Source organism: Stenotrophomonas sp., from assembly GCF_035634915.1.
Classification (GTDB): Bacteria; Pseudomonadota; Gammaproteobacteria; order Xanthomonadales; family Xanthomonadaceae; genus Stenotrophomonas.
The window spans coordinates 96,515-118,357 of record NZ_DASQCB010000023.1 but is presented as its reverse complement, the minus strand read 5'-3'; the positions used below and the strand labels follow the sequence as shown (position 1 = coordinate 118,357).

Sequence of the window (21,843 nt, the reverse complement as noted above, 5' to 3'; positions counted from 1 at the left end):
TCGATGGAACCCACTATGCATCCCGTCTTGTCCTGCCTGTTCGCCTGCGCGCTGTTGCTTGCCGTCGCGCCCGCCCATGCCAACCTCACCGTGCATCCGATGCGCACCTCGGTCGAGGCCCGGAAGGGGGCGCAGATTCGCGTGTACTCGCAATCCACCACGGCGCAATACGTGCAAACCTCGATTCGCCGCATTGACGATCCGGCCGCCCCCGACGAGCAGGAAATCGAGATCGAGCCGGCCGACGCTGCCATTGCCATCACCCCGGGCAAGTTCGCCCTGGCCGGGGGCGGCAATCGCCTGATCCGGGTCATTCCGTTGCAGCCGGTGGAGAAGGAGACCGCCTACCGCGTGTACTTCGAAGGTGTGCGCGGTCCTGATGACGCCGAGCCGGACGATCCGGCTACCCGCGCCGCCGTGGGCATGAGCCTGATCTGGGGGGCGCTGGTGAACGTGGTGCCGGCCAACGGGCATGTGGACGTGCGCGTGCAGGGCGACAGCCTGGTCAATACCGGAACCCTGCGCGTGGGCCTGACCAGCGTGGCCGACTGCGATGCGGCCGGCGCCTGCACCGCCCATGACGTCTCGCGCAGCCTGTACCCCGGTGCATCCCTGCAATTGCCCTTTACCCCGAAGCCCGGCCATCGCCTGCAGCTGCGCTATCGGTTGACCCGCGATGGCTATCGCGAACACGTGCAGGCCCTCGCGCTCTGAAGCGCACGTTCCGTCGCGGTAGCGCGCTGCGACGGGCTTCTTTTGCCTTGGTTGTTAAGGAGACACCATGAACAGGATCTATCGTCGTATCTGGTGCACTGTGCGGCAGTGCTGGGTCGTTGCAAGTGAACTTGCACGTGCTCGCGGAGCAATGGCTACGTCACGCACCGCATTGGCCGTAGCGTTGATATCAGCAGCGCTGCCGCTCGCCGCATCTGCCAACGATGCTGACGTGCAGGATGAAATCTGGAGCGCGCCCCTATGGGAACTCATCAACCCGTTCACGAGCTCCACTGCAGATACCTTCGAAGCGCGCACACTGGGTGTCATCCGCGGCGATGTCTACGGCAATACCAGTGCGAGCAACTGGAGCCTGGTGACGGCAGCGGAAACCATGGCGCTAGGTGGGGAGGCAGGCGCGCACGGCTACGGCAGCTTCGCCGCTGGCATCAAAAGCAGGGCCAACGGCGCGTACTCCGTAACGGTGGGGAACTTCGCGAATACACATGGTAGCCACAGCACGGCCGTGGGATATGGTGCTGAAGTTCTAGGTGGGGGCTACGGCACTGCGCTGGGGGCATCTGCCCGCGCCGAAGGTATCGGCGCGACGGCGCTGGGCAACAATGCGCGTGCCTACTCCCAGAACTCGATTGCGGTGGGCAGTGGCGCAGGAACCGTGAACAGCACCGCCGGTGTCTCTCGTGTCGCCATCGGTGGCGATGCATTCGCGGGAACTGCCGGGTACTCAGGGGCGGTGGCCTTGGGTGGAAACGCTCGCGCTGAGTACAACGGCGTCGCCGTGGGTCATCATGCCAAAGCATTGGCGATCGGAAGCGTCGCGTTGGGACTGAACTCGGAGGCGACCGAATCAAATTCGGTATCTGTGGGTAGCAGCAGCACCAAGCGCAGAGTCGTCAACGTGGCAGACGCCCGTCTGTCCACCACCAGTACCGATGCCGTAACTGGCAAGCAGCTTTACGCCACCAACCAGAACGTCACCGCCGCGACCAGTACGGCCAATGCCGCGAAGACCACTGCCGACCAGGCACTGGTCAACACGCGATTGGTCACCCAGACCTCGGCCAGCAGTGCCGTACGCGTGGGCGGTGACAACACCGGCACCCAGCTGGACATCCGCAACAGGTCCAACGCCAACCGCAAGCTGGCCGGCGTTGCCGACGCCACCCTCAGCACCACCAGCACCGAGGCAGTAACCGGCAAGCAGCTGCATGCCACCAACACCGCAGTGACCAGGGCGCAGACCACCGCCACCGCGGCAAAGACCGCAGCGGATAACGCACTGGGCCAGGTGACCACCGTGGCCGGCCTGGTCGGTCAGGTGTCCGCCACGGGCAATGTGCGCCTGGGTGCGCAGAACACTGGCACCGTGCTGGATGTAGCCAACAAGAATGGCGCCGCACGTCGTATCAGCAATGTGGCCAACGCCACGCTCAGTGCATCCAGCACCGATGCCGTGACTGGTCAGCAGCTGCATGCCACCAACACGGCGGTGACCACCGCGCAGACCACCGCAACCGCCGCGAAGACGACCGCAGACAATGCCCTCGGTCAGGTGACCACCGTGGCCGGTCTGGTCGGACAGGTGTCCGCCACGGGCAATGTGCGCCTGGGTGCGCAGAACACTGGCACCGTGCTGGATGTAGCCAACAAGAATGGCGCCGCACGTCGTATCAGCAATGTGGCCAATGCCACGCTCAGTGCATCCAGCACCGATGCCGTGACTGGTCAGCAGCTGCATGCCACCAACACGGCGGTGACCACCGCGCAGACCACCGCAACCGCCGCGAAGACGACCGCAGGCAATGCCCTCGGTCAGGTGACCACCGTGGCCGGTCTGATCGGGCAGGTTTCAGCCAGCGGGCAGGTTCGCCTGGGCGCCGAGAACACCGGCACCGTACTGGACGTGTCCAACAAGAATGGCACGCGGCGTCGCATCCAGAATATTGCCAATGGCATCCTCGGCGCATCGAGCACCGACGCGGTGACGGGCCAGCAGCTGTTTGCCACCAACGTGCGATTGAGTACGGTCGAGGTGCGAAACGATGCCCAGGATCTGCAACTGGTGGATCACGCAGATCGTCTGGCTGACCATCGCGTGGATCTGGACCGCCTGCGCGCCGACTTCGATGCCTTCGAACCGGATCTGGAAGGCGTGGTGAAGTTCAATGCTGACCGGACCCTCGTGGACCTCGAAGGTGCAGTGGTGAAGGGTGTTGGTCCGGGAGATATCAGCTCGGCTGCCAGTACGGACGCGGTGAACGGTGGGCAGTTGTTTGCCACCAATGCCCGGATTGAGCAGATGGAGCAGGGCAGTCGCTTCCTGCAGGTTGGCTACGACGAGTTCAGCGAGGATGCGTCGGCCGGGTGGTTGGGTATCGCCATCGGTGATTCCGCAGAGTCGTCACCGACAGGTGAAGGTGGCACCGCTGTGGGGAGCTTCTCGAAGGCCCTGGGCATCAATTCGGTGGCCTTGGGGCGAGCAGCGTTCGTAGACTCGGAATCAGTTGAAGGGTTTGCGCTTGGGGCCAGTTCGGCTGTCAAGGCAAGCGGAGGTGTCGCACTTGGTGCGTCATCTGAAGTAAGGGAGGGCGCCCTCAACAGTGTTGCGATCGGTCACGCTTCAATCGCAGATCAAGAGAACACTGTTTCTATGGGCACGACCGGCCGCCAGCGCCGCGTTGTTAATGTCGCACGTGGCCATGCGAGTAATGATGCCGTTACGGTTGTACAACTTCATGAGTCTATCGCCACCCTCGGCTGGGGGGCGGGACTTGACGCCAACGGCAACATCATTGCGCCCACGTATGTGATCCAAGGTGGCAACCACAACTCCGTCGGCGATGCGCTGACAGCGCTGGATGGTGCGGTGGTCGTGACCGATGCACGGGTCGGCTCGCTGGAAGGCAAACTGCGCTCGGCGTTCCAGGACACCACGATCCGTGCTGATGGTTTGAACCAACTCACGCTGTCCGGCGCACAAGGGGCGGTGCTGACCAATCTGGCTGATGGCCGAATCGCGGCCGGCAGTCGCGATGCGGTGACGGGTAGCCAGTTGCACGACGCCAAGCAGGAGATCGCTCGGAATCGCGGTGATCTGGATGCGATGCGCGACGCTCAGGTGACGAACAACGATCTTGCACGCTTGTCTGCGGCTGAGACGGGGAGCGTAATTGACTACGGCGGCGCGACACTGACTGGTGTGGCGGATGGCGAGCTGTCCGCAGGGAGCAAGGATGTTGTGAATGGCCGGCAGCTGTATGCCACCAACCAGCGCATGGATGGCCTTGAGCAGGGAAGCCGCTTCATGAAGGTCGGCTACGACGATCTGAGCATTGATGCATCGGCGGGCTGGTTGGGTGTGGCTATCGGCGATTCTGCGGAATCTTCTCCGACCGGCGAAGGTGGCACTGCGGTTGGTAGCTTCTCGAAAGCTCTGGGAACGAACTCTGTGGCGCTTGGACGTGCTTCGTGGGTAGTGGAGGGCGCCACGGAGGGTTTTGCGTTGGGTAGCAGTTCACATGTTCAGGCCAGTGGAGGAATCGCGCTTGGTGCGAGGGCTGTAGTGGGAGCGGGTGCAGAGGGAGCCGTTGCGCTGGGTCACGCTTCCATTGCGGATGAAGCCAATACTGTGTCCGTAGGAACCAAGGGACGACAGCGCCGCATCGTAAACGTAGCCAACGGCCGCAACGCCCAGGACGCCACCACCGTCGCCCAGCTCAACGCCACCCTTGCCACCCTAGGCGGCGGCGCTCACATCGACAGCAACGGCAACATCATCGGCCCGCACTTCACCGTCCAGGGCCAGCAGCAGTCCACGCTCAACGGGGCCTTGCAGTCACTTGATGGCGCTGTCACCACCCAGGGCTCGCGCGTGGACAAGGTGGAAACCCAGCTTCGCTCCGTCTTCCAGGACACCACCACCCGCAGCGACGGTCTGAACCAGCTCACCCTGGCCGGTGCACAGGGCATGGTCATCTCCAACGTGGCCAACGGCCGGGTGGCTGCCGGCAGCCGCGATGCTGTCAACGGCGGCCAGCTGCACGACGTGCAGCAGCAGCTCAACGGCCGCATGGACGGGCTGGAGCAGCGCATCGACGGCCAGCCGCAGGCGCGCGTTGCCGCCAACGCCGCCGGTGCCCCCGAGGCACCCACGCCGCCAGCCGAAACGCCGACCGTGGCCGATACCGGCAAGGCACCCAACGCCACGCCGGAAACCCCGAAGGAGCCGACCCCGCAGGTCGACACCGCGGAACTGGAGAAGATGCTGGCCCGCGCCAACGAGTACAGCGATGGCATCTCCCGCGAGGTGGATGCGCGCCTGGACAAGATGGACAAGCGCTTCAACCGCATGGCGGCGATGAGCAGCGCGCAGAGTGCGATGGCGATGAACACCGCGGGCCTGAACACCTACAACCGCCTCGGGGCGGGCGTGGGCTACAGCGATGGCGAATCGGCCATGGCGGTGGGCTACCAGCGCGTGTTGAACGACAAGGGATCGGCCACCTTCAGCCTCAATGGTGCCTTCACCAACAGTGGTGAACGCAGCATGGGCGTGGGTGTGGGCATCGGTTGGTAAGCCGTGTTGCCCCGGCGTGGCGCGCAGATGCCTGCCCCCTGCGCCGGGGCACTTGAGAAGGAGATGGCCATGTACCGCAGATTCAGTCGCTTCATGTCCTACCGGCGCTTCTATGTGTGGCGTGCCCGCTACAACTACCTGGTGCGCAACTGCAACGAATGGACGTTCGTCTACGTGCTGCTGTTCCTGGGGCTTCTTTACTCCTGCTGGATCATCTGGAAGATCAGCAACCCGCCGGTGCCGCGCGTGCACCCGCAGGCGGCCAAGGTGCAGCTGCGGATGATGGGCGAACAGGCCACACATCGCGTTGCGGTGGCCTACGATGGTGGCGGTGCGCCGGGCGTGGACGTGAGCGTGGCGGCAGAGGTGCGTGCGGCCGCGCAGCGGTCGGCGCGTGTGCGCGGCACGTATCTGAGCGAGGAGTCCCTGCAGCTGCAGGCGCACATGCTGGCCGATATTTCCGACTACATCACGGTGTCGGGTGTGTGTGCGCCGTATGTGTGCTGGCACGTCAGCGAGACCATCACGCGGCTGCGCCGGGCATCACAGCGGACCGCGGCATTGAATGAGGCGCTGCAGCCGATGCTGGGCCTGGCGGATGGCGCGTTGCCACCGCTGGAAGGGGAATTGGAGCGGTTGCAGACGTCGTGGTCTGACAACTTCCAGGACGTGACATTTCACGGGTGGGCGTTGCATGACATCCAGGTGATGCACGAGCAGATGATGCGCCAGTACCCGGAACGCGCGCCAATGCCGTGGTATTCGCGGCTGACGGACAAGCCGGCCGACCCGTTTTATGGGCTGTGACGTGGGTACTACTCTGGCAGGTGTCGACCTTGGTCGACACACGGCAGGAGGGCCAACCAAGGTTGGCCCCTACCGAACCTGTGGAGCCCCTCCGCCGATATAGGCGGTGATCTCCGCCTCGGCCAGCAGCTGCCTCAGCTGCGCGATGGACGCCCGACGCATGGGCTTTTCATCCACCGGTGACAGCGGCGCCTGGCGCAGGGCGTCGTAGGGCAGCACGGCCAGGTCGAAGGTCAGCTCCTCTGCACTGAACACCCAGACCGGTACGTCGAGGCTGCGTTCGCGGTCCAGGCGCAGGCGGCGCACGCGCGATTCGGCGGGGATGCGGTGTTCGTCCAGGAAGCGGTGCACGGCCTCGGCGTCGTCGCTGTGCAGGTGCAGCTGCACGGGGCTGTTGGCGTCGGCGGTGCCATCCAGCACGGGCCCGACCAGGCGCGGGGAGAAGCCATGCAGGAACTCCAGGGCATTCACCGCCGCTTCGCGCCGACGCTGCAGTTCGTTGCCGTGCTCAGGGCCGGCGAACAGCCGCTGGTGTTCGCGCAGGGCGTCTTCGATCTCGGAGTTGCGGGGCAGGGAGGCATCGTCGTGGATGCCGAGGCGGCTGGCGGCCTTCAACTTGGCCTGGTGGTAGTCGCGGATGCCGCCTTCGGCCATGAGGCGGGCGGCTTCGTGGGCGAGGCGGTGGCGCCGCTCGCGGGTCTGGCTGGCAGCATGCTGACGTGCCCGATGCATGCAAAGACTCCTGATGCGACCTGGCTAGAGATTAGCGCAGTGATGTGACATCTGCGTAGGCGCGCATGGGTAGCGGCCAACCTTGGTTGGCATCTACCAGAGCCATGCACCCACCCGGTAGCGCCGGGCCATGCCCGGCGCACCCTCCATCAGAAGATATCGAACGCGGCGGCGTCGGCCTGCGGGGTGTTCTGCAGGTTGAGGTCGTAGTCGGTCAGGCGGTCCATGTCTTCCACCTTCACCCACTCCACCGCGCCGTTCAACGTGGTCTGCACCATACCCGCCGGCGGTTCGTTCTCGGCCAGCGGCACGTCCTTCAGGGCCACGCGCATGTAGTCGATCCAGATCGGCAGTGCAGCCTTGCCACCGTATTCGCGGTAGCCCAGCGAGCGGAAGTCGTCGCGGCCCACCCACACGGTGGTGACGTACGGGCCGCCGAAGCCGGAGAACCAGGCATCGCGGTGGTCGTTGGTCGAACCGGTCTTGCCGCCCAGGTCGGCGCGGCCGAGCACCTTGGCCGCCGTGCCGGTACCGCGCTGGACCACGTCGCGCATCATCGACACCAGCTGGTAGGCGGTGCGGGCGTCGATCGCGCGCGGGGCGGTACGGGCATCGGGGTTGACCGGTGCGGCCGGGGCCTCGGTGGCCGGCTTGGCCGCCGCGGTGGCATCCGGCTTGGGCGCCGGGGCGCCGAAGTTGAAGCCATCCACCACCTGGTTGACCGGCTGGCCATCGCTGGTTCCGGCGCAGTCGCGGCAGGCCAGGGCGGGGTTTTCCTTGAACACCAGGGTGCCGTCGCGGTCGCTGACCTGGTCGATCAGCCAGGTGTCCACGCGCGAGCCGCCATTGGCGAACACGGCGTAGCCGCGGGCCACCGACAGCGGGGTCAGCGAGGCGGTACCCAGCGACATCGACAGGTTCGGCGGCAGTTCCGATTCGGCAAAGCCAAACTCGCTGATGTATTTGCGGGCATAGTCCACGCCCATGCCGTCGAGCAGGCGCACCGACACCAGGTTGCGCGACTGCACCAGGGCTTCGCGCAGGCGCATCGGGCCGCGGAAGCCGCCGCCGTCGTTCTGCGGGGCCCAGGTCTTGCCGCGGCGGTCGCGGAACACGACCGGGGCGTCGAGCACGATCGAGGCCGGGTTGTAACCCTTGTCGAAGGCAGCCGCATAGACGAACGGCTTGAAGCTCGAACCCGGCTGGCGGCGGGCCTGGGTGGCACGGTTGAACTTGTTGCCGGAGAAGCTGAAGCCACCGACCAAGGCCTTCAGGGCGCCGCTGTGGGCATCCAGCGAGACCAGGGCGGACTGGCCGCGCGGGATCTGGTCCAGCAGCCACTGGCCTTCCTTGTCGCCGGCGCGCACGCGCACGATGTCGCCGCGCTGGACCAGCTTGCCGGGGGTCTTGTTGGTCCACTTGGCGGCACCGGCCGGCAGCACGATCTCGCTGCGGTTGGCCAGGACCACGGTGGCGCTGCCGTCGGCGCCGGTGCTGGCGACGATGGCCGGCAGCAGGCCGGCCTGGCTGACGATGCCGCGCAGGTGCTCGGCCAGGGCGGCGGCATCATCGCCGGCGCCCAGCTGCACCTGCTTTTCCACGCCGTGCCAGCCGTGGCGGTGGTCGTACAGCAGCAGGCCGTCACGCACCGCCAGGTTGGCCGACTCCTGCAGGGTCGAATCAATCGTCGTGGTGACGTGATACCCCTTGTTGACCACGTCACCGCCGAAGCGGGCGATCATTTCCTGGCGCACCAGCTCGGCCACGTAGGGGGCTTCGACCTGCACCGGCGGCTCATGCGGGGTGGCATGCATCGGCACGGCCTTGGCGGCGTCGGCCTCGGCCTGGGTGATGAACTTCAGGTCGGCCATGCGCTGCAGCACATAGTTGTCGCGACGCTGGCGGGCACGCTCCGGGTTGGAGATCGGGTTGCCCGAGGAGGGGAATTTGGGGATGCCGGCCAGCGAGGCCATCTCGTCCAGGTCCAGCTCGTTCAGCTTCTTGCCGTAGTAGAACTCGGCTGCGGCGGCCACACCGTAGGCGCGGTTGCCGAAGAAACCCTTGTTCAGGTACAGCTCGAAGATCTCGTCCTTGCTCAGCTCGGACTCGATCTTCCGGGCCAGCAGGATCTCGGCCAGCTTGCGGGTGTAGCTGTACTCGGAGCTGAGGAAGAACTGGCGGGCGACCTGCTGGGTGATGGTCGAACCACCCGGCACGCGCTTGTCACTGGTGGTGGCCAGCAGCCAGACCGCGCGGGCGATGCCCTTGTAGTCCACGCCCCCGTGTTCATAGAAGCGGGCATCTTCGGTGGCCAGGAACGCCTTCTTCAGCTTGTCCGGCACGTCCTTCATGGTGATGGGGGTGCGCCGGGTCTCGCCGAACACCGCCATCAGCTTGCCATCGGAGGCGTAGACGTACATCGGCTCCTGCATTTCCACGTCGCGCAGGGTCTGCACGTCGGGAAGCTTGGACGATACGGCGTAGTACAGGCCGCCCACGGCGGCAGCACCAACCAGCGCCAGGACCAGTACAACAACAAAGATCCAGCGCAGCCAGCGGCGGAGACGAGTCATCGGTGTCAGATTCCGATTGCGAATTTCGTGGTCGCAGAGTATAGATTACGCAAGGTGGCGGCTGGGGTCGGCACCGGGGAACGCAAGGGGAATCGCCAGGGGCTGCGTGTTCATCCTGTGAGGGAGTTCACAGCAGGGCGGTTGCCATTTGCTAAGAATACGTTATTAATGCGCGGACGCAGCTCTTGTGTCCAAGTGCCCGTCGGCAGGGGAGAAACCGTGGGGCTCATCCCAAAAAGTCAGTCGCCGCTCATTGGCGTCGACATCAGTTCGACTGCGGTAAAGCTGTTGCAGCTTTCCCGCAGCGGCAATCGTTTCCGCGTGGAACATTACGCCGTGGAACCGTTGCCGCCGAATGCAGTGGTTGAAAAGAACATCGTTGAAGTGGAGGCCGTGGGTGAGGCCATCCGCCGGGCGATGAACCGTTCCGGCAGCAAGGCCAAGCTGGCTGCGGCCGCCGTGGCCGGTTCGGCGGTGATCACCAAGGTGATCCCGATGCCGGCCGACCTCGACGAAGGCGACATGGAAGCCCAGATCGAGCTGGAAGCGGTCAACTACATTCCGTACCCGATCGAGGAAGTGAACCTGGACTTCGAGGTGATCGGGGCGATCCCGAACAACCCGGAAATGGTCCAGGTGCTGCTGGCCGCCTCGCGCTCGGAAAACGTCGAGCTGCGCCAGTCGGCGCTGGAGCTGGGCGGTCTGCAGGCCAAGGTGATGGACGTGGAGGCCTTCGCGGTCGAAAACGCCTTCGCCCTGGTGGCCAGCGAACTGCCGGTGTCCCACGACGGCGTGGTGGCCCTGGTCGACATCGGCGCGACCATGACCACCCTCAACGTCCTGCGCGGCGGTCGCAGCCTGTACAGCCGCGAACAGGTGTTCGGCGGCAAGCAGCTGACCGACGAGATCATGCGCCGCTACGGCCTGAGCTACGAGGAAGCCGGTCTGGCCAAGCGCCAGGGCGGGTTGCCGGAAAGCTACGAAGTGGAAGTGCTGGAGCCGTTCAAGGAAGCCACGGTCCAGCAGATCAGCCGCCTGCTGCAGTTCTTCTATGCGGGCAGTGAATTCAACCGCGTCGACCACATCGTGCTGGCCGGCGGGTGTGCCGCCCTGGCCGGTCTGCCGGAAATGGTCGAAGAACAGCTGGGGGTGGCCACCGTGGTCGCCAACCCGCTGGCGCAGATGACCCTGGGCCCGAAGGTGCAGGCGCAGGCGCTGGCCCAGGATGCCCCCGCGCTGATGATCGCCACCGGTCTGGCACTGAGGAGCTTCGACTGATGGCACGCATCAATCTATTGCCCTGGCGCGCCGAACGGCGCAAGCAACGCCAGCGCGAGTTCGGCGTCATGCTGGGCATGGCCGCGCTCGGTGGCCTGCTGCTCTCGCTGCTGATCTGGTTCTATTACGACATGCAGGTCAGTGGCCAGCAGGACCGCAACGCGTACCTGCAGACCGAGATCGACAAGGTCAAGAAGCAGAACGAGGAGATCAAGCGCCTCGACGAGCAGAAGAGCCGCCTGCTGGCCCGCAAGGCTGTCATCGAGGAGTTGCAGGCCAAGCGTTCGCAGATGGTCCATCTGTTCGATGCCCTGGTCCGCACCATCCCCGATGGCGTGGTGCTGACGGCGCTGACCCAGGACGGTGACATGCTCACCCTGGAAGGCCGCACCCAGTCCAATGCCCGCGTTTCGGCCTACATGCGCAACCTGGAAGTGTCCGGCTGGATGACCAACCCGGAACTGTCGATCATCCAGGCCAGCAACCCGGAGAAGGACAAGGATCTTCGCCCCGGTGGCCCGGTAGCTGACATCAAGGCCCTGCCGTACGTGTTCAAGGTGAGGGTGAAGCTGCCTGCACAGAGCGATGAATCCACCCAGCCTGGCCTGAATGCCGATGGCACCGTCAACACGCCCGATGCAGCGGCTCCGGCCGTCGCGCCGCTGGCCGCTGGCCCGGATGCGGCTGCACCGGCTGCACCGGCTGGCCAGGCGCCGGCCCAGCCCGGCGCTGCGCCGGCACCTGCGGCGGCACCCGCTCCGGCACCTGCCGCAGCCCCGGCCAAGGCTCCCGCAGCCCCGACCCCGGCCAAGCCTGAAGGCACCCGCCTCGCGCAGCCGCCGCAGGCCTTCCACGCCCCGCTGACGGGGGATCGCGCATGAGCAAGAAAGTCGACCTCAAGAGCCTGGATTTCAACGACATCGGCAACTGGCCGCGGAACGCGAAGATCGTGTTCTGTGCGCTGATCGCCCTGGTCATCATGTTCGTCGCCTACATGCTGCTGATCAGCGGCAAGCGCGAGGAGCTGGCCGGTCTGGAATCGCAGGAAGCCACGCTGCGCCAGCAGTTCAGCACCGAACAGGCACGTGCGGTGAACCTGGAACCGCTCAAGCAGCAGCTGGCGCAGATGGAACAGGTGCTGCAGCAGATGCTCCGGCAGCTGCCCAGCAAGACCGAGATGCCGGACCTGATCATCGACATCTCGCAGACCGCGCTGTCCAGCGGCCTGACCAACCAGCTGTTCGAGCCTGAGCAGGAGCAGATCAAGGAGTTCTACGCTGAAAAGCCGATCAAGCTGAAGATGGTGGGCAGCTACCACCAGTTCGGCGCGTTCGTCAGCGGCGTGGCCTCGCTGCCGCGCGTGGTCATCCTGACCATGCACGACATCAACCTGAAGCCTGCCGACAAGGCCAACGGCAATGTGCGCACCGGCGCGCTGGAGCTGTCCGGTACGGTCAAGACCTACCGTTACCTGGATGAGTCCGAGATCGCCGAGCAACAGGTGGACACCGGCAAGGAGGCAAAGAAGTGATCCGTTCCTTCATTGCACGCGGTGGCATGGCCATGGCGGTGCTGCTGCTGGCCGGTTGCGGCCGTGGCATCACCAGCACGCCGGGGGATGCCCCCAATCTGGAAACCTGGGTCGCCAGCGAGCGCGCACGACCGGCGCAGCCGCTTGAGCCGCTGCCGGTGATGCAGCAGTTCGAGACCTTCGAATATTCGGCGCAGGGCATGCGCGATCCGTTCACCGATGCCTGGACCAACCCGCAGAACGGGGCCGGCGGCATGCGCCCGGACCCGAACCGGCGCAAGGAGCCGCTTGAAGGCTTCCCGCTGGATGCGCTGGACATGGTGGGCACCATCGGTGCCGGGGGCGGCGCCGTCGCTCTGGTGATGGGGCCTGACAAGGTGACCTACCGGGTGCGCCCGGGTGGCTACCTTGGGCAGAGCGACGGGCGGGTCACCGCGGTCTATGAAGACCGTGTTGAGCTGATCGAACTTGTGCCGGACGGCGCGGGGGGCTGGCTGGAACGTCCGGCCACGCTCGCGCTCGATGATCAATGATCGTTTACTGGGGATAGCACGATGACTTTTCACCAAGCCAAGGGGCTGCGACCCATCCGGCGCTCTACCTTGAACCGCATCAGCGCGCTGGGAGTCGCGCTGATGCTGGCCTGCGCTCCGGCGCTGGCTGCCGCACCGGCTGAAAAGCCGGCCAGCACCGCTGTGGCAACGCAGGCCACCGCGCCGGCGTCGCTGTCGGTGCAGCGGATCGATTTCAAACGCGGCGATGACGGCACCGGTCGCCTGATCGTCCAGTTCGACGGCCAGGGCGCGATCCCTGACCTGCGCACGCAGGACAACAGCGTGGTGGTCGACGTCGGCAACGCGAAGCTGCCGGCCAACCTGCAGAAGCCGCTGAACGTCACCGACTTCGCCACGCCGGTGCAGCGCATCGACGCGCGGCCGTCCGGCGCGGGCACCCAGCTGGTGCTGAGCACCGGTGGCGCGGTCGAATCGCTGGCCTACCAGAGCGGCAACGAATACGTGGTGGAGATCAGCGCCCGCAAGGCCCCGGCCGCCGTCGGCGCGGTCACCGCAGGCAGTGTCACCCAGGCTGCCAAGGGCCTGCCGCAGCGTGGCTACACCGGCAAGCCGGTCACCTTCAACTTCCAGGACATTCCGGTTCGCACCGTCCTGCAGTTGATAGGCGACGAGTCGAACCTGAACATCGTGGCGTCCGACTCGGTGCAGGGCAATGTGACCCTGCGTCTGGTCAACGTGCCGTGGGACCAGGCGCTGGATATCGTGCTGCGCGCCAAGGGCATGGACAAGCGCCGCGACGGCAGCGTGATCTGGGTCGCGCCGCAGACCGAACTGGCCAAGTTCGAGCAGGAGAAGGAAGACGCACGCATCGCCATCGAGAACCGCGAGGATCTGGTGACCGATTACGTGCAGATCAACTACCACAGCGCCACGCAGATCTTCAAAGCGCTGACCGAGGCCAAGGGCATCGGCGGCGGTGGCGGCGGCAGCGGTGGCAGCAGTTCCGGCCAGGAAGAAAGTGGCTTCCTGTCCTCGCGCGGCCGCATCGTCGCCGACGAGCGCACCAACACCCTGATGATCAGCGACATCCCGAAGAAGATCGCGCGCATGCGTGAGCTGATCAACGTGATCGATCGCCCGGTCGACCAGGTGCTGATCGAAAGCCGCATCGTCATCGCCACCGATACCTTCGCCCGTGAGCTGGGTGCACGGTTCGGCATCAGCGGCAGCCGCGACAACGCCTACTTCAGTGGCAACCTGGAAGCCAATGAAAAGACCCGCACCTCGCAGGTCGATACCGCGCGCGCCAACCAGACCGCCTACAACGAGTGGCTGGCTGGTGGCAGCGTCGGCCCGGCACCGGTTCCGCAGGCGTCGAGCATTACCCGCGGCCTGAACTGGGCCCTGCCGGTGGCCTCCACCAGCAACCCGGGTTCGCTGGCGCTGTCCATCCTCAACGCCGGTTACCTGCTGGATGTCGAACTGTCGGCCATGCAGGAAGAGTCGCGTGGCGAAGTGATCTCCAACCCGCGCGTGGTGACCACCAACCAGCGCGAGGCGCTGATCAAGCAGGGTAAGGAAATCGGCTACGTCACCATCAGCGGCGGCGGTGCTGCCGGCGGTGCGCAGACCCCGAACGTGCAGTTCAAGGAAGTGGTGCTGGAGCTGAAGGTCACCCCGACCATCACCGACGACAACCGCGTGTTCCTGAACATGGCGGTCAAGAAGGACGAAGTGCAGCGCTACATCACCCTGGCCGGCTACGGTGAAATCCCGGAAATCAACCGCCGCGAAGTCAACACCGCCGTGCTGGTGGAAGATGGCCAGACCGTGGTGATCGGTGGCGTGTACGAGTTCACCGACCGCAGCAGCGTCAGCAAGGTGCCGTTCCTGGGCGACGTGCCGTTCCTGGGCAATCTGTTCAAGAACCGTGGCCGCAACAAGGACAAGGCCGAACTGCTGGTGTTCGTGACCCCGAAGGTGCTGCGCGTGGCCAAGAAGAGCTGAGCCTGCCACCACCGGATGTACGAGAGGGCCGCCCTGTGCGGCCCTTTCTTTTTGTGGATCCACGGCCCGCATGCAGGGCCATTCATCCATCCTTGATCCAATCCGCGGACCGGCCTGCGATGATGTCGGGAACCCGTGCCGCTCCGCGCCGGTCAAAGGCCCCCATGAACCTGCCACCGCCGATGCCCGAATCCGCCACTCCGCCGCCTGCGCCCTCGATCTCGGCGCTGCATGCCGCCTTCACCGGTCTGCGCGACGCTCTTTCGGCCGAGATCGTTGGCCAGGCCGCGCTGGTCGAACGCCTGCTGATCGCCCTGCTGGCCGACGGCCACCTGCTGGTCGAGGGCGCCCCCGGCCTGGCCAAGACCACCGCCATCCGCGCACTGGCCTCGCGCCTGGAAGCCGACTTCGCCCGCGTCCAGTTCACCCCGGACCTGCTGCCGGCCGACCTGACCGGCACCGAGATCTGGCGCCCGCAGGAAGGCCGCTTCGAATTCGTGCCGGGCCCGATCTTCCATCCGATCCTGCTGGCTGACGAAATCAACCGCGCCCCGGCCAAGGTGCAGTCCGCACTGCTGGAAGCGATGGGCGAGCGCCAGGTCACCGTCGGCCGCCACACCTATGCGCTGCCCTCGCTGTTCCTGGTGATGGCCACGCAGAATCCCATCGAGCAGGAGGGCACCTTCCCGCTGCCCGAAGCGCAGCTGGACCGTTTCCTGATGCACGTCCGCATCGGCTACCCCGACCAGGCCGCCGAGTCGGAGATCCTGCGCTTGGCGCGTGAGCGCGCCCGCGGTGCACTGGGCAATGCCGCGCCCGCGCCGGAAAAGCTGCCGATGCAGGTGGTGTTCGATGCCCGCCGCGAAGTGCTGGACCTGCACATGGCGCCGGCGCTGGAGCGCTACCTGATCGAGCTGGTGCTGGCCTCGCGCGAACCGTCGCGCTACGACGCCGGCCTGGGCCGCCGCATTGCCTGGGGGGCCAGCCCGCGTGGTTCGATCGCGCTGGAACGTTGCGCACGTGCGCGCGCCTGGCTGGCCGGCCGTGACTTCGTCACCCCCGATGATGTGCGCGCCGTGGCCGCCGACGTGCTGCGCCACCGCGTGCTGCCCAGCTACGAGGCGACCGCCGAAGGCTGGGATGGCGAGCGCCTGGTGCAGGAACTGCTGGCCCGCGTGCCGGCGCCCTGAGCCCGCGCATGGCCGATTCATCCCCGCAGCACAGCGCCGGCGTGGCCGAAGGCGATGGCCTGCGCCCGCAGCTGGCCGAACTGGTGGCCCTGCGCCGGCTGGCGCAGCGGCCGCCACCGCCACGGCGTGGGCGCGCAGGCACCGCCGGCCAGGCCCCTTCGCCGATGCGTGGGCGCGGCATGGAGTACGCCGAATCACGCGAGTACGTGGCTGGCGATGACGCCCGGCACATCGACTGGCGGGTGACCGCGCGCACCGGGCGCGCCCACACCAAGCTGTTCCAGGCCGAGCGCGAGCGCGTCAGCCTGATCGTGGCCGACACCTCGCCCGCGCTGTATTTCGGCACCCGCGTGCGCTTCAAATCGGTGCAGGCCGCGCGCGCCGGTGCGGTGGCCGCATGGTCGGCGCAGCGTCGCGGCGACCGCATCGGTGCCCTGCGCGGCAGTGACCGCGAGCCCCCCATTGCGCCCGCCGGCGGGCCGCGCGGCGTGCTGCGCGTGCTCGATGCACTCACCCGCTGGTACGCGCAGCCACCTGCCGATGATCTCGGCCTGGAACGTGCGCTGGACCACGCCGGCCGCGTGCTGCGCCCCGGCGCGCGCATGCTGGTGCTGGCCGACCCCCAGCAGGCCCTGCGCATTGCAGCGGCTCGCTGGAGCGCACTGGCCCAGCACCACGATCTGAGCCTGCTGCTGCTGGTCGATCCGCTGGAACTGCAGCCGCCTTCGGCACCGCTGCAGTTCCTGGCGGCACAGCAGCGCATCGGCCTGGATCTGCGCCGCAGCGAGGTGCAGGCGCACTGGCGCGCGCACTTCGTCGAACCGCTGCAGGCCCTGCGCCAGCAGCTGGCCGCACGCCGGGTGGATGTGCAGATCCTGTCCACCGATGCGCCCAGCGACGCGTGGCTGGCCCCGGCCCCCACCGAGGTGCCGGCATGAGCGCGGCCCTGCCGCTGCGCGATGTCGCGTTGCCGCCGTCGCCCCCGTGGTGGCCACCGGCGCCGGGCTGGCTGATGCTGATCGGCGCGCTGCTGCTGGTGCTGGGTATCGTGGTGTTCATCGGCCAGCGTCGGCGCAGGCGACGACGCCGCTGGCTGCAGCTGTTCGACCAGGAACTGCAGGCTGCGCCGACCGCAGCGGCCGAACTCGCTGCCATCGCTGGCCTGCTGCGTCGCGCCGCGCGCTTGGCCCAGCCGGGCAGCGAAGCATTGCATGACCAGGCCTGGTGGCAGCGCATCGACCCCAAAGAACAGTTGGCCGGGCCGCAGCGGAAGCTGCTGGCCGAAGGTGCCTATCGCCCGCAGGTGGCAGCGGACGAGGTGGCCGAGCTGCGAGGCTGGGCGCGCGAACGCTACCTGCAGCTGCTGCAGGAGCGCCGCCGATGAATCTGCTGGCAAGTTACTGGCCCTGGCCGGACCTGCAGCTGGCTTGGCCTTTTGCGCTGCTGGCGCTGCCGGTGCCACTGCTGATGCACCTGTGGAAGCGCCGTGCCGACGCCGGTGCCGCCCTGCGCGTGCCGTACTCGCCGGGCGAACTGCAGGCCCTGGCCGGTGGCGGCCGGGTGGATGTGTCCTGGTTGCGTACGATCATCCTGTGGCTGGCCTGGGCCTCGCTGTGCGTGGCGATGGCGCGGCCGCAGCAGCTGGGCGAAGCGATCACGCCGCCGCAGCAGGGCCGGCAGATGATGCTGGCCATGGACGTGTCGGGCAGCATGAGCGAGCCGGACATGGTGCTGGGCGCGCAGGCCGTGGAGCGGCTGACCGCGGCCAAAGCGGTGCTGGCCGACTTCCTCGATCGCCGTGCGGGCGACCGCGTCGGCCTGCTGGTCTTTGGTGATCGTGCCTACACCCTCACTCCCATTACCGCCGATCTGGCCAGCGTGCGCGACCAGCTGCGCGACAGCGTGGTGGGCCTGGCCGGGCGCGAGACCGCCATCGGCGATGCCATCGCGCTGGCGGTCAAGCGCCTGCGCAGCCAGCCGGAAGGGCAGCGCGTGCTGATCCTGCTGACCGATGGCGTCAGCAATGCCGGCGTGCTGGAGCCGCTGCGCGCGGCCGAACTGGCGCGCGCGGAGGGCGTGCGCGTGCACACCGTCGCCTTTGGCAGCGATGGCAGCATGCGCCTGTTCGGCATCCCCATTGCGCATGACCGCGACCCGGTGGATGAGGCCACCCTGCGGAAGATCGCCGAAATGACCGGTGGCCGCTTCTTCCGCGCCCGCGATACCGATGAACTGGCCGGCATCTACGCCGAGCTGGACCGGCTGGAGCCGATCGCGGCGAAAGGCCCGAGCCTGCGCCCGCGCGACGAACGCTATGCCTGGCCGTTGGCGCTGGCGCTGCTGCTGGGCGTACTGGCCTGGCTGTGGCCGGAGCGCCGCCGATGAGCGCTTCGCTGATGCAGGCCCTGCACGCCGCCATTCCCGATTGGAACGCACTGCACTTCCTGCGGCCGGACTGGCTGTGGGCGCTGCTGGTGCTGCCATTGATCCTCGTTGCCACGGTGTACCGGCAACGCCGCAGTGACGCGTGGCGGCAGGCGGTCGATGCGCACCTGCTGTCGCACCTGCTGGCAGCCGGCGGGCCGCGCCGGGCGCGGCTGCCCTGGGCCATCCTGCTGGGCTGGACGCTGGCCGTGCTGGCCCTGGCCGGACCGAGCTGGCGCCAGCAGGCGCAGCCGATGTACCAGGCGGGCACGCCGCTGGTGGTGGTGCTGGATCTGTCCAGCCGCATCACCGCCACCGATCTGCCGCCGTCGCGGCTGCTGCAGGCGCGGGCCAAGATCGGCGCGCTGCTGCGCGCGCGCCAGGGCGGCCAGGTCGCCCTGGTGGTGTATGCCGATGATGCCTATACCGTGGCACCGCTGACCGATGACACTGCCAACGTCGCTCTGTACCTGGATGCGCTGTCGCCGGAGGTGATGCCACGCGATGGACAGCATGCCGACCGCGGCATCGACTGGGCCACCCAGCTGCTGCGCCAGACCGGCACGCTGCGCGGGCGCATCCTGCTGATCAGCGACCACGCCGATGCGGCGGCGGCACTGGCTGCCACGCAGGCCCGCAGCCTGGGCCTGCAGGTGTCGGTGCTGGGCCTGGGCACGCCCACCGGTGCCGCCTATCGTGATGGCAGCGGGCAGATCAGCCAGGCCGCGCTGGATGAAGGCAGCCTGCGCACGGTGGCGACCGCGGGCGGTGGGCAGTACGCGCGCATCGCCGCCGATGACCGCGACCTGAGCGCGCTGGATGTGCTCGATGCCAGCGATGGCACCGCACGGCAGGGGCCGGGGCAGGGCACGCAGTGGCAGGATGAAGGCTACTGGCTGCTGCCACCGCTGATGCTGCTGGCACTGCTCGCCTTCCGCCGACGCGCGGTGCTGGCTGCGGTGCTGGCGGTGGGCCTGCTGCCGCTGGCTGGCAACCTGCAGGCGCAGCCGCGCAACGCGTCGGTGAAGGAAACCGGCACGCTCTGGCAGCGTGCCGACCAGCGCGAGCACGAACGCATCGCCGAAGGCGTGCAGGCCTACCGCAACGGTGATTTCGACACTGCCCGCGCGCGCTTCGAGGGCATCGACAGCGATGCCGCGCTGTACAACCTTGGCAATGCGCTGGCGCGACAGGGTGATTACGACGGTGCCATCGCTGCCTACGACCGCGCGCTGGCCAAGCACCCGGGCATGGCCGACGCGGTGGCCAACCGCGCGGTCGTGGACGCCGCACGCAAGCGCAAGCCACCGTCGAACAAGGACCAGAACAACCGCTCCAACCAGGACAAGGGGCAGGGGCAGCCGCCGCAGCAGCAGGGCCAGCAGAGCCAGCAGGGCAAGCCGGGGCAGCAGGATCCGAAGCAGGGGCAGCAGGATCAACAGCCTCCGCGGCAGGGCAAGCCCGGCGACATGAAGGACGGCCAGCAGGCCGGTCCGCAGGCCGCCGATGCGAAGGCGCAGGCGCAGGCCGACGCCGAACAGCGCCAGCGCATGCAGCAGGCCATGCAGCAGTCGAAACCCGGCGAGCCGGGCACGCCTGCCACGCGCGGCGATGGCCGCACCCCGCAACAGCGCGAGGAACAGCAGGCGGTAGAGGCCTGGATGCGTCGCGTGCCCGATGATCCGGGCGCGCTGCTGCGCACCAAGTTCCAGCTGGAAAACGAACGCAGAAAGAGGGAAGGGCGATGATCGGCGTGCCGCGCAGGACATTCCACGTGACGGTGCTGCTGGCGTTGCTGCTGGCGGGGTGGCCATTGGCCGCGCTGGCCCAGACCCGTGCATGGCTGGACCCGGCCAGCACCACGGTCGGTGAGCCAGTCACCCTGCAGGTGGAAACCGACCAGGGCAGCCCGGACTACACGCCGTTGAACGCCGATTTCGTGGTCGGCGCACAGAGCAGCAGCCGCCAGGTTCAATGGAGCAATGGCAGCATGCAGCAGCGCAGCGTGTACACGGTGGAATTGACCCCGCGCCGCAGCGGAACGCTGCTGGTGCCCTCGCTGCAGGTCGGCAGCGTGCGCACCGAGCCGCTGCAGCTGCAGGTGGGAACCGGCACGGTGGCCACGGCACAGAGCAATGCCGCCGCCTTCGTCGAAACCGACGTGGATGATGCCCAGCCCTACGTGCAGCAGAGCGTGGGCGTGGTGGTGCGCCTGTACTTCGCTTCGCAGCTGGCTTCCGGCGAGCTGGTGCTGGATACGCCGGAGGGCGCATCGCTGCAGCGGGTGGGTGATGACCGCACCGACGTGCGCCAGGTCAATGGCCGCCGCTACAACGTGGTGGAACGGCGCTTCCTGCTGATTCCCGAACGCAGCGGGCCGTTGCGCCTGCCCGGTGCACGCTTCAACGGGCGCACGGCCGGTGGCTTCTTCGATGACTTCTTCGGCGCCGGCGGCGACGGGCGCATGAATGCCGTCGCCCCCGAGCGCACCCTGCAGGTGCGCGCGCAGCCGGCGCAGGCACCGCAGCCATGGTTGCCGCTGCACGGCCTGCAGCTGCGCTATACCACGGCGCCGGGCAGTGCGCGGGCCGGCGAAGCCGCCACCGTGGTGGTCGAAGCCGTGGCCAACGGCGCAACCCGCGCCCAGTTCAACGATCTGCCGGTGCCGGACGTGGGCGATGCCGGCCAGGTCTTTGCCGAACCTGCCCAGTACGATGAGACCTTCACTGGCAGCACGCCACGGCTGAAGATCACCCGGCGCTATTCGATCGTGCCTCGCCAGGCCGGAACGCTGGTGGTGCCGGGGCCGAAGGTGCCGTGGTGGAATGTGGACAGCGGCGCCGCCGAGCAAGCCACGCTGCCGGACCTGACCCTGGCGGTGGCCGCCGGGCAGGGTGGACCTCCTGCCGCCCAGCCCATCGATACCCAGGCCGCGCTGCCCGGCGACGATGTGCAGCCAACCGCGCCGACGTCCGTGCCGCTGGGTGCGGCAGATGCGCGCCCGTGGCCCTGGATCGCGGCTGCCGTCGGACTGGCCCTGCTGTGGCTGCTGACCCTGGCGTGGGGCTGGCGGCGTGGCCGTCGCGCTCCTTTGGCCGGGTCTCCCACGCGGGCCGGCGCCGGCGACACCGGCACCCCGCACGGCAGCGTGGCTGAACTGCGCCGCGCGCTGGATGGCGAAGGGTTCGACCAAGTGCAGGCGCAGCTGTGCGTGATGGCCGGGGTGGAACGCCTGGAGCAGGTGATCGAGCGCCTGGCCGATCCGGTCCAGCGCCAGGTACTGCTGGACCTGCAGGCCGCGCGCTGGGGCGGGCAGGGGGAAGCCTCGGCACTGCGCGCGCGCCTGCGCGAGTGCTTCCGTGACGGACCGCACTGGTCGGTACCTCACCAAGCCGCCGACACTGGGCTGGCGCCGCTGTATCCCCCACCGCGACGCTGAACCGGCGCGGCTTGCGCGCTTTGTTAGAGTAGATTC

General features: G+C 67.4%; 16 protein-coding genes. 14 read left to right on the top strand and 2 right to left on the bottom strand.

The window, feature by feature from the left end; all coding sequences use genetic code 11:
• The first annotated feature begins 15 nt into the window (after positions 1 to 15).
• The 3 genes from VER16_RS17930 (at position 16) to VER16_RS17920 (ending at position 6,118) form a co-directional block, all read left to right on the top strand.
• Positions 16 to 714: a pilus assembly protein gene (locus tag VER16_RS17930; RefSeq protein WP_324810617.1), complete on the top strand. Its 699-nt coding sequence runs from the start codon at positions 16 to 18 to the stop codon at positions 712 to 714.
• Between the two features lie 67 nt (positions 715 to 781).
• Positions 782 to 5,311 carry an ESPR-type extended signal peptide-containing protein gene (locus VER16_RS17925; protein WP_324810356.1) on the top strand — a complete coding sequence of 1,510 codons (4,530 nt, stop codon included), beginning with the start codon at positions 782 to 784 and terminating at the stop codon, positions 5,309 to 5,311.
• Between the two features lie 69 nt (positions 5,312 to 5,380).
• On the top strand, positions 5,381 to 6,118 hold the full coding sequence (locus VER16_RS17920) for a hypothetical protein (RefSeq protein ID WP_324810353.1): 738 nt from the start codon (positions 5,381 to 5,383) through the stop codon (positions 6,116 to 6,118).
• 69 nt (positions 6,119 to 6,187) lie between these two features.
• Here the strand turns inward: VER16_RS17920 and VER16_RS17915 are convergent, their stop codons facing one another.
• Both VER16_RS17915 and VER16_RS17910 read right to left on the bottom strand, forming a co-directional pair.
• On the bottom strand, positions 6,188 to 6,850 hold the full coding sequence (locus tag VER16_RS17915; protein WP_324810351.1) for a hypothetical protein: 663 nt from the start codon (positions 6,848 to 6,850) through the stop codon (positions 6,188 to 6,190).
• Positions 6,851 to 6,999: 149 nt separating this feature from the next.
• Positions 7,000 to 9,423 (bottom strand): penicillin-binding protein 1A, encoded by a 2,424-nt coding sequence (locus tag VER16_RS17910; protein WP_324810349.1) that lies wholly within the window; start codon positions 9,421 to 9,423, stop codon positions 7,000 to 7,002.
• 219 nt (positions 9,424 to 9,642) lie between these two features.
• Between VER16_RS17910 and VER16_RS17905 the strand changes: the two genes are divergently transcribed.
• The 11 genes from VER16_RS17905 to VER16_RS17855 all read left to right on the top strand — a co-directional run bounded on the left by VER16_RS17905 (position 9,643) and on the right by VER16_RS17855 (position 21,807).
• Positions 9,643 to 10,701: a pilus assembly protein PilM gene (locus VER16_RS17905; RefSeq protein WP_343240140.1), complete on the top strand. Its 1,059-nt coding sequence runs from the start codon at positions 9,643 to 9,645 to the stop codon at positions 10,699 to 10,701.
• Positions 10,701 to 11,582 carry a PilN domain-containing protein gene (locus VER16_RS17900; RefSeq protein WP_324810344.1) on the top strand — a complete coding sequence of 294 codons (882 nt, stop codon included), beginning with the start codon at positions 10,701 to 10,703 and terminating at the stop codon, positions 11,580 to 11,582. Before VER16_RS17905 ends, VER16_RS17900 begins: the two co-directional genes overlap by 1 nt.
• Positions 11,579 to 12,232 carry a type 4a pilus biogenesis protein PilO gene (locus VER16_RS17895; RefSeq protein ID WP_324810342.1) on the top strand — a complete coding sequence of 218 codons (654 nt, stop codon included), beginning with the start codon at positions 11,579 to 11,581 and terminating at the stop codon, positions 12,230 to 12,232. The genes VER16_RS17900 and VER16_RS17895 overlap by 4 nt, the downstream gene beginning before the upstream one ends.
• A gap of 26 nt (positions 12,233 to 12,258) precedes the next feature.
• Positions 12,259 to 12,765, top strand: coding sequence for a pilus assembly protein PilP (locus tag VER16_RS17890; protein WP_414716076.1), 507 nt, complete (start codon positions 12,259 to 12,261; stop codon positions 12,763 to 12,765).
• A gap of 21 nt (positions 12,766 to 12,786) precedes the next feature.
• Positions 12,787 to 14,754, top strand: a complete 1,968-nt coding sequence (locus tag VER16_RS17885) for a type IV pilus secretin PilQ family protein (RefSeq protein ID WP_324810337.1) — start codon at positions 12,787 to 12,789, stop codon at positions 14,752 to 14,754.
• 164 nt (positions 14,755 to 14,918) lie between these two features.
• Positions 14,919 to 15,944: a MoxR family ATPase gene (locus tag VER16_RS17880; protein ID WP_324810336.1), complete on the top strand. Its 1,026-nt coding sequence runs from the start codon at positions 14,919 to 14,921 to the stop codon at positions 15,942 to 15,944.
• A gap of 8 nt (positions 15,945 to 15,952) precedes the next feature.
• Positions 15,953 to 16,882, top strand: coding sequence for a DUF58 domain-containing protein (locus VER16_RS17875; RefSeq protein ID WP_324810333.1), 930 nt, complete (start codon positions 15,953 to 15,955; stop codon positions 16,880 to 16,882).
• Positions 16,879 to 17,328, top strand: coding sequence for a DUF4381 family protein (locus VER16_RS17870; RefSeq protein ID WP_324810330.1), 450 nt, complete (start codon positions 16,879 to 16,881; stop codon positions 17,326 to 17,328). The genes VER16_RS17875 and VER16_RS17870 overlap by 4 nt, the downstream gene beginning before the upstream one ends.
• The gene (locus VER16_RS17865) at positions 17,325 to 18,329 is read left to right on the top strand and encodes a VWA domain-containing protein (RefSeq protein WP_324810328.1); all 1,005 of its coding nucleotides are present in this window, start codon (positions 17,325 to 17,327) and stop codon (positions 18,327 to 18,329) included. Before VER16_RS17870 ends, VER16_RS17865 begins: the two co-directional genes overlap by 4 nt.
• An 11-nt stretch (positions 18,330 to 18,340) precedes the next feature.
• Positions 18,341 to 20,116, top strand: a complete 1,776-nt coding sequence (locus tag VER16_RS17860; RefSeq protein ID WP_324810614.1) for a VWA domain-containing protein — start codon at positions 18,341 to 18,343, stop codon at positions 20,114 to 20,116.
• Positions 20,113 to 21,807 (top strand): BatD family protein, encoded by a 1,695-nt coding sequence (locus VER16_RS17855; RefSeq protein ID WP_324810326.1) that lies wholly within the window; start codon positions 20,113 to 20,115, stop codon positions 21,805 to 21,807. Before VER16_RS17860 ends, VER16_RS17855 begins: the two co-directional genes overlap by 4 nt.
• The last annotated feature ends 36 nt before the right edge of the window (positions 21,808 to 21,843 follow it).

Excerpts from the sequence above, each read along its gene's own strand:
- VER16_RS17885 (WP_324810337.1), top strand. The coding sequence starts at position 12,787 with ATGACTTTTCACCAAGCCAAGGGGCTGCGACCCATCCGGCGCTCTACC.
- VER16_RS17890 (WP_414716076.1), top strand. The coding sequence starts at position 12,259 with ATGGCCATGGCGGTGCTGCTGCTGGCCGGTTGCGGCCGTGGCATCACC.
- VER16_RS17875 (WP_324810333.1), top strand. The coding sequence starts at position 15,953 with ATGGCCGATTCATCCCCGCAGCACAGCGCCGGCGTGGCCGAAGGCGAT.
- VER16_RS17870 (WP_324810330.1), top strand. The coding sequence starts at position 16,879 with ATGAGCGCGGCCCTGCCGCTGCGCGATGTCGCGTTGCCGCCGTCGCCC.
- VER16_RS17865 (WP_324810328.1), top strand. The coding sequence starts at position 17,325 with ATGAATCTGCTGGCAAGTTACTGGCCCTGGCCGGACCTGCAGCTGGCT.
- VER16_RS17855 (WP_324810326.1), top strand. The coding sequence starts at position 20,113 with ATGATCGGCGTGCCGCGCAGGACATTCCACGTGACGGTGCTGCTGGCG.
- VER16_RS17900 (WP_324810344.1), top strand. The coding sequence starts at position 10,701 with ATGGCACGCATCAATCTATTGCCCTGGCGCGCCGAACGGCGCAAGCAA.
- VER16_RS17860 (WP_324810614.1), top strand. The coding sequence starts at position 18,341 with ATGCAGGCCCTGCACGCCGCCATTCCCGATTGGAACGCACTGCACTTC.
- VER16_RS17915 (WP_324810351.1), bottom strand. The coding sequence starts at position 6,850 with ATGCATCGGGCACGTCAGCATGCTGCCAGCCAGACCCGCGAGCGGCGC.
- VER16_RS17925 (WP_324810356.1), top strand. The coding sequence starts at position 782 with ATGAACAGGATCTATCGTCGTATCTGGTGCACTGTGCGGCAGTGCTGG.
- VER16_RS17895 (WP_324810342.1), top strand. The coding sequence starts at position 11,579 with ATGAGCAAGAAAGTCGACCTCAAGAGCCTGGATTTCAACGACATCGGC.
- VER16_RS17930 (WP_324810617.1), top strand. The coding sequence starts at position 16 with ATGCATCCCGTCTTGTCCTGCCTGTTCGCCTGCGCGCTGTTGCTTGCC.
- VER16_RS17880 (WP_324810336.1), top strand. The coding sequence starts at position 14,919 with ATGAACCTGCCACCGCCGATGCCCGAATCCGCCACTCCGCCGCCTGCG.
- VER16_RS17920 (WP_324810353.1), top strand. The coding sequence starts at position 5,381 with ATGTACCGCAGATTCAGTCGCTTCATGTCCTACCGGCGCTTCTATGTG.
- VER16_RS17910 (WP_324810349.1), bottom strand. The coding sequence starts at position 9,423 with ATGACTCGTCTCCGCCGCTGGCTGCGCTGGATCTTTGTTGTTGTACTG.